Here is a 6,818-nt window from a genome sequence, read left to right as displayed (position 1 = left end):
AAATGAGAATTTATATTTTTAGATTTTAAGATATATGCAATTAAGGAGGATTACCAATGGGAGCGGAACAAAGACCTAAAGTAACCGTTTGGAATAAAATATATGAACATATTGAATTGATTGCGGCTCTAATAAGTGGCGTTTTGATTTTGACAGGTTGGATTTTGTCTGAAAATAATTTAGAAGCTGCTTCAATAGTGATATATATATTGGCATTCGTTATTGGTGGATACGCGAAGGCTAAAGAAGGAATAACGGAAACGATTGAAGATAAGAAATTAAACGTGGAAATATTGATGATTTTAGCAGCAATAGGATCAGCCTTTATTGGGTATTGGACGGAAGGGGCTATTCTAATCTTTATCTTCTCCTTAAGTGGTGCCCTTGAGACTTATACAATGAATAAAAGTCATAAGGAAATATCTGCTTTAATGGATTTACAGCCTGAAGAGGCTATGCTTGTAAATCATCAAGGTGAAGAGAAAATGGTAGCAGTCTCAGAGTTGAAGATTGGAGACCATATATTAATTAAAGCTGGGGAACGGGTACCATCAGATGGAATGATAATTCAAGGTAGTACCAATATTGACGAAGCAGCTATTACGGGTGAATCAATACCAGTTATAAAAGATGTAAATGATGAAGTCTTCGCTGGAACCGTGAATCTGAGAGGAACAATCATTGTTGAAATTACAAAAAAGCAAGAAGAAACATTGTTCCAGAAAATTATTCAACTTGTTCAATCAGCGCAAAGTGAGAAATCACCTTCACAATTATTCATTGAGAAATTTGAAGGGACTTATGTAAATATTGTATTAATTGTTGTTGGAATAATGATGTTTTTACCACATTTTGTATTGGGATGGAGTTGGAATGAAACCATCTATCGTGCAATGGTAATGCTAGTTGTAGCATCACCATGTGCGTTAGCTGCATCTATTATGCCAGCAACACTGTCTGCTATTTCAAATGGTGCACGAAGAGGAATCCTATTCAAAGGTGGCGTTCATTTAGAGAACTTAGGAAATTTACAAGCCATTGCATTAGATAAAACCGGTACACTAACAAAAGGGAAGCCAGAAGTGACAAATGTAGTATTTAGAGATGATCTGTCTAAAGAAATATTTCTCCAACACATCGCTTCAGTAGAGAAATATTCTAACCATCCATTAGCTCAGTCTATAGTAAAGTATGCTGCCAAACACAGCTCATTAGATTTAATAAAACCTACATCATCGGAAGATATTTCAGGATTTGGAGTTAAAGCTAATTTACAAGGTGTAGAGTGGAAGGTTGGAAAAGCAGATTTTGTTGGAATCGAAGAAGCAAATAAGTTTCAAAATGGAATTGCCAAAAAATTAGCTGCTGAAGGGAAAACGATCGTCTTTGCTTGTGATGATCAAGGTATTGCAGGGTTAATTACATTAAAAGATACAGTGCGTCAGGAAACAATTAATGCGATTGAGAGACTTAAATCAGTCGGTGTCTATACATTCATGTTAACTGGTGATGGAAAAGCAACTGCACAAGCTATAGCGGATGAAAGTCATGTAGATGGGTTTGTTGCTGAATGTTTACCGGAAACGAAAGTAGATGAAATTAAAAAGTTGAAAGCCAAATATGGTACAGTGGCGATGGTTGGGGATGGCATTAATGATGCTCCCGCTTTGGCAACAGCTTCAATTGGGATTGCAATGGGTGAAGGAACGGATGTGGCATTAGAAACAGCAGACGTTGTTTTAATGAAGAATAACTTAGCTCTAATAGCAGAAGCTGTTCATCTATCACGAAAAATGAATAAAATTATTAGGCAAAATGTTATTTTTTCTTTAACGGTTATCGTCTTACTTATTTGTTCTAACTTCTTACAATTTATTAGTCTACCATTTGGGGTTATTGGGCATGAGGGAAGTACGATTCTTGTAATTTTAAATGGATTAAGACTGTTAAAGCCGATGCGCTGGTAATATGAAAAGCCTTTAGTCAAGAAGACTAAAGGCTTTTCTGTATTCATTTACTATAATTTTCACATTAGGGGATTACTAATAAGAATGACAATTGACAACTACTTATAATCTGCCATAAAATAAAAGTGAGTAATCACTCACTTTTTAGGAGGAGGTAACATGGATTTAACCATTCAGGTAGAACAAGTTACTAAAAGCTTCGGTAAAAAAACGGTATTAAAAGATGTCAACATTACAATTGCAAAGGGTCAAATTTACGGTTTAATTGGACCATCTGGTGCGGGGAAGACGACATTAGTGAAAATGTTAGTTGGTATGGATAAACCAGATGAAGGTTCCATCACTGTATTGGGCTGTCCGATGCCTAATCTTGATGTATTGCAAGACATTGGTTATATGGCACAGTCAGATGCATTGTATACAGACTTAACAGCATTGGAAAACTTAAAGTTCTTTGCATCTCTTTTCAAATTAGGGAAGCAGGAGCAGAAACAGCGAATCGCTTATGCTGCTTCTGTAGTGAATTTATCCGATGAATTGAGTAAGCGGGTATCAGCTTATTCTGGAGGAATGAAGAGACGATTATCACTAGCTATTGCACTAATTCAAGATCCACAATTATTAATATTAGATGAACCGACTGTTGGAATTGATCCCGAGTTGAGAAAGTCTATTTGGGAAGAGCTATTTCGTTTAAAAGAAGAAGGTAAAACCATTATCGTAACGACACATGTTATGGATGAAGCTGAGAAATGTGATTCATTAGCAATGGTGAGAGATGGAAAAATCATTACTGGTGGTACACCTGAAGAATTAAAGACACTATATCAAGCTGATCATTTAGAAGAAGTATTCTTAAAAGCAGGAGGTGCAAAATGATGAGAACAATTGCGATGATTAAACGAATCTCCATGCAAATGTTACGAGATAAGCGGACGCTTGCTCTACTCTTCTTTGCACCGCTATTAATATTAACACTTATGTATTTTCTTTTTAACGGAAACAGCGTTGACCCTAAATTAGGAGTTCATAATGTTGATCAAAATCTTGTTAAAGCATTCGAGAAAGCAAATATCGACGTTAAAGAGTACGATACCATTACTAAAAATATGGTTATTGATAAAAATCTCGATGGTTTATTGGAAATCGACAATGGTAAGTGGAAGTTAACATTGCAAAACGATGATCCATCTGTTGCTAAAGCATTGCAGATGAAAGTAAAACAAGTAATATCTCAAGCACAATTAATGGAGAGAAACCCTTCAAAGGCATTGCAGCAGCCTGAATTTGATGTGAACTATGAATATGGTGATCAAAACACGGAATTCTTTGATGTATTGAGTCCAATTTTAATTGCATTTTTTGTTTTCTTTTTTGTATTTCTCATTTCAGGAATTGGCTTATTACGTGAACGTACAACAGGTACATTAGACCGATTAATTTCTACACCAATTAGAAGATACGAAATTATTACAGGTTATTTAGTTGGTTATGGAATTTTCGCTGTGATTCAAACCGTTATCGTTGTTTTATATGCTGTTAATGTATTGGATATAGTGATGGTAGGGTCCATTTGGAATGTCATTCTGGTCAATTTAATTGTTGCTTTTGTAGCTTTATCTTTAGGTATACTTTTATCGACTTTTGCATCATCAGAGTTTCAAATGATGCAATTTATCCCGATTGTCGTAATTCCTCAAGTGTTTTTCGCAGGAATTTTTCCAGCGGATAGCATGGCTGATTGGATGGTAGCAATCGGCAAGCTTATGCCTATTTACTATGCAGCGGATGCTTTGAAAGGTATTATGTATAAAGGAGAGGGCCTTGGCGATATAAGTGGAGATCTTATTGTTCTTCTACTCTTTGCCATCGTCTTTATTATTCTAAATATCTTTGCTTTGAAAAAATATCGTAAGTTATAAGAGTGTACGTAGTAAGGAAAAAAGGGTGAAAGAATATGTCGACTGAACATATTTTAGATAAAATCATTGAACAAACAAAATTATCAAAAAAAACAACGGATAAACAACAGAAAATTGTTGAAACAGCTATAAAAATGTTTGCAGAAAAAGGCTTTGCCAACACATCAACAAGCGAAATAGCAAAAGCTTCGGGTGTAGCTGAAGGCACGATCTTCCGTCATTATGGGACGAAGGATAATTTGCTTCTTTCCGTTATATTACCTTTCTTAAAAGATTCCATCCCTACTATGGCTGAAGAGCTCTTTCAGGATGTACATCCTACGAAGTATGAGCATTTTGAAGATTTTTTAAGAGCATTATTGAAAAATCGCCTTGAATTTTTGACTGCGAATAAAGATATTTTTCATATTTTAGTGAAAGAGCTGCTTTATCGGGAAGACTTCCGAAAGGAGTTAACACCATTCATTGGTAAAGCAATCTCTGAGAACCTTGATGATGTAATAAGTATTTATAAAGAAAAAGGCGATTTAGTTGATCTTCCCAACCCGATTATTATTCGAATGATCATGACCTTTTTAGCTGGTTATTTCATGTCTAGGTTCATTGTATTGTCGGATGATGCAATTGCTGATGAACAAGCTGAGCTAGATTTCGTTGTTCGTTTCGTCATGAAAGGTATTAAAAGAGTATGACGGAATAAAACAAAAGGTCTTCGAATTTCGAAGACCTTTTGTTTCATATGAGTATTATTTAGGGAGAAATACCTTGAAAATGGTAGCTTCTTCATGACTACTGGTAAGCTGAATATGTCCACCCATTTTATCGATAATGCGATATACGATTGAAAGACCTAAGCCTATTCCATTATCGCCGTTTCGTGAAGTAGATCCTCTAACAAAAGGGTCGAAAACAGTTTTACATAGTGTATGCGGGATACCAACGCCTTTATCGGCAACCTCGATAATAGCATACTGATGAGTTTCACTAACTTCAATTCGTAGCTGAGTACCAGATGGATTATATTGTAATGCATTATACACTAAGTTTGAAATGGCTCTAGAAAGCAATGCTGAATCAAAGCTAGCAAATATTCTTTTTTCCGGAATAATGATATGTAAAATAAAGTTTTTTTCTTCGATATCACCATAAATATCTGCAATTACTTCACTTATTAAATCACCAAGATCACCATGTTTCATAACGAGTGTATAATCAGGGGCATCTAACTTAAGTAGCTCTAGCATATTTTGTATTAAGTCAGATACTTGAACTGATTTATTGTATATGTATGTTAAGTATTTTTTTCTTTTTTGATTGTCATGAACTCTCTCTTCTGTTAAAGCCTGAGCATAACCCAATATACTTGTTATAGGTGTTTTTAAATCATGTGATAAATCCATAATCATTCTTTTTTTACTGTCTTCTAGCTCTTGTCTTGCTTTTGTCGTTGTTTCAATTATATCGGCCATGAAATTAAATTTCTCTTGGATTTGTTTAAATTCTTTTTCGGCAGTAAGAGAGAGACGAGTATTGTAATTACCGTTAATCATTTCATCTAAACAATTCGTAAGAATAGTGAGCGGTTTTTTTATTCTTTTTGCCACCCAATGGCTATATATAATATTAAATACAAGCATTAGTAATAGTAAAACTATAGTAAAAATGATCGTTTTTATTTTAAATATACGAATGACAGATTCACGATTTGTGCTTTCTACGAATTTAGCGACTGTGATACATTCTCTAGGGATTTTTAATAGAAGAAACTCCCTATCATCTTCTCCTTGAATTTTAGTGATGGAATAATAATAGTTTTGTGATTGAGAATTACTTAACAAAGAAAATAATTCATTGACGGTATAGGAATTTTTACCATCAGCTTTTGGTCCATATGTTTCAATAACTTCTAGATCGGGAGACAACACCTCTAGCCAGCCTTTATAATCATGAAGATTTTCTAATAAGTCTGGGTGATCCTCATAATTAATATAAGAAGAAGCTTCTAAGCTTGGTTCATTTTTAGGATTATTATATTTCCAATAAGATGATGAAAAAATTAATACTAAAAAAATAACGGATATTGCAATTAAAATGAGAAGGAACCAATTAAATAAGAAAAAATCAAATGTTAAAGAAGTATGTAAATGCTGCTTTTCTCTATTTTTCCAAAGGTGTCTCAAATTTGTATCCTAGTCCTCTTATTGTTTTTAAATAAAGTGGTTTTTTAGGATTGTCTTCGATTTTTTCTCTTATATTACTGATATGTACCATGATTGTATTGTTGTCATATGCGAAAGTACTTTCCCAAATAGTCTCATAGATATTTTTGTGAGTGAATACGCGACCTGGGTGTTTCATAAATAATGATAAAATCTTATATTCTGTTGAGGTTAAGGGAACCATTTGTTTCTCTTTCATTAATGTGCATTCTTTTAGGTCTAGTAATAAATCTCCTAGTAAGATTTGTTCGAAATTACTATCTGGTTCTTTAAGCTGATTGAATCGATAGACTCTTCGAAGTGCAGAGTTTACTCTTGCGACGATTTCTAAAGGATTAAAAGGCTTACCAATATAGTCGTCTGCTCCCAAATTGAGCCCAAGAATTTTATCGTGATCATTTATCCTCGCTGAAAGGAATAGTACTGGGAAATGGTGCTCTTTACGTATTTCTTTGATAAGTTGGAATCCATCCATCCTTGGCATCATGACATCTAAGATGGCTAAGTGTACTTTGTGTTTCTTTATTATGGAAATAGCTTCTAACCCATCTCGAGCAAGAAGTAAATGATATTCTTTTTCTAAATATAAGGTTAATAATTCGGTGATTTCTGGTTCATCTTCGACGATTAAAAGAGTAAATGTCATTTGAATTCTCACCTCATTCATGCTGTATAGACGAAAATAATACCCGATTAAAGTTTCACTTTAT

Annotated in this window: 6 protein-coding genes; 4 read left to right on the top strand and 2 right to left on the bottom strand. The window is 34.1% G+C overall.

Annotated elements, in window-relative coordinates; translation table 11 throughout:
* Positions 1 to 56 precede the first annotated feature (56 nt).
* The 4 genes from V7014_RS19225 (at position 57) to V7014_RS19210 (ending at position 4,581) form a co-directional block, all read left to right on the top strand.
* Entirely contained in the window at positions 57 to 1,967 is a 1,911-nt protein-coding gene (locus V7014_RS19225) for a heavy metal translocating P-type ATPase (RefSeq protein WP_335509343.1), read from the top strand.
* Between the two features lie 159 nt (positions 1,968 to 2,126).
* Entirely contained in the window at positions 2,127 to 2,846 is a 720-nt protein-coding gene (locus V7014_RS19220) for an ABC transporter ATP-binding protein (protein ID WP_335509341.1), read from the top strand.
* Positions 2,846 to 3,889, top strand: a complete 1,044-nt coding sequence (locus V7014_RS19215; RefSeq protein ID WP_335509345.1) for an ABC transporter permease — start codon at positions 2,846 to 2,848, stop codon at positions 3,887 to 3,889. Before V7014_RS19220 ends, V7014_RS19215 begins: the two co-directional genes overlap by 1 nt.
* A 35-nt stretch (positions 3,890 to 3,924) precedes the next feature.
* Complete coding sequence (locus V7014_RS19210) at positions 3,925 to 4,581, top strand: TetR/AcrR family transcriptional regulator (protein ID WP_335509339.1); 657 nt, start codon at positions 3,925 to 3,927, stop codon at positions 4,579 to 4,581.
* A gap of 54 nt (positions 4,582 to 4,635) precedes the next feature.
* Here the strand turns inward: V7014_RS19210 and V7014_RS19205 are convergent, their stop codons facing one another.
* The gene (locus V7014_RS19205; protein WP_335509337.1) at positions 4,636 to 6,069 is read right to left on the bottom strand and encodes a sensor histidine kinase; all 1,434 of its coding nucleotides are present in this window, start codon (positions 6,067 to 6,069) and stop codon (positions 4,636 to 4,638) included.
* Positions 6,047 to 6,754 (bottom strand): response regulator transcription factor, encoded by a 708-nt coding sequence (locus tag V7014_RS19200; protein WP_335509335.1) that lies wholly within the window; start codon positions 6,752 to 6,754, stop codon positions 6,047 to 6,049. The genes V7014_RS19205 and V7014_RS19200 overlap by 23 nt, the downstream gene beginning before the upstream one ends.
* Positions 6,755 to 6,818: the final 64 nt, after the last annotated feature.

This window comes from Bacillus sp. JJ722, assembly GCF_036963345.1.
In the GTDB taxonomy this organism is placed as follows: Bacteria; Bacillota; Bacilli; order Bacillales; family DSM-1321; genus Bacillus_AD.
The sequence above is the reverse complement of the archived record's forward strand: the minus strand, read 5'-3'. Positions and strand labels throughout refer to the sequence as shown.

Excerpts from the sequence above, each read along its gene's own strand:
- V7014_RS19200 (WP_335509335.1), bottom strand. The coding sequence starts at position 6,754 with ATGACATTTACTCTTTTAATCGTCGAAGATGAACCAGAAATCACCGAA.
- V7014_RS19215 (WP_335509345.1), top strand. The coding sequence starts at position 2,846 with ATGAGAACAATTGCGATGATTAAACGAATCTCCATGCAAATGTTACGA.
- V7014_RS19210 (WP_335509339.1), top strand. The coding sequence starts at position 3,925 with ATGTCGACTGAACATATTTTAGATAAAATCATTGAACAAACAAAATTA.
- V7014_RS19225 (WP_335509343.1), top strand. The coding sequence starts at position 57 with ATGGGAGCGGAACAAAGACCTAAAGTAACCGTTTGGAATAAAATATAT.
- V7014_RS19220 (WP_335509341.1), top strand. The coding sequence starts at position 2,127 with ATGGATTTAACCATTCAGGTAGAACAAGTTACTAAAAGCTTCGGTAAA.